The organism is Bacillus cereus group sp. N31 (assembly GCF_016483245.1).
GTDB lineage: Bacteria > Bacillota > Bacilli > Bacillales > Bacillaceae_G > Bacillus_A > Bacillus_A toyonensis.
In genome coordinates, this window is sequence record NZ_JAEHCH010000121.1 from 1 (window position 1) to 237 (window position 237).

Sequence of the window (237 nt, forward strand, 5' to 3'; positions counted from 1 at the left end):
AATTTCAGACCGCTCATCAACAATCCCCACTTTGCAAGTAGGAATTTTAGTCGTACCAACCCCTTGAATCATGCAACGTGATCCATCGCTTAAAAGTTTCGTTTTCCCCGTTTGCGGCGGGACATTTACCATCGGCTTAAACCATCTTCATTCATAGAAATAAGGAAAAAGCGGCTGAGCTATTCCTAATTATTCACGAGCAATAGGAAAATAAAATGAAGACAAAACACCAATCAT

The 237-nt window shown here is 40.1% G+C and carries 1 pseudogene; it reads right to left on the bottom strand.

Annotated elements, in window-relative coordinates:
- Positions 1–237, bottom strand: a pseudogene (locus JDS81_RS30720) (stage III sporulation protein AA); the annotation flags it as partial.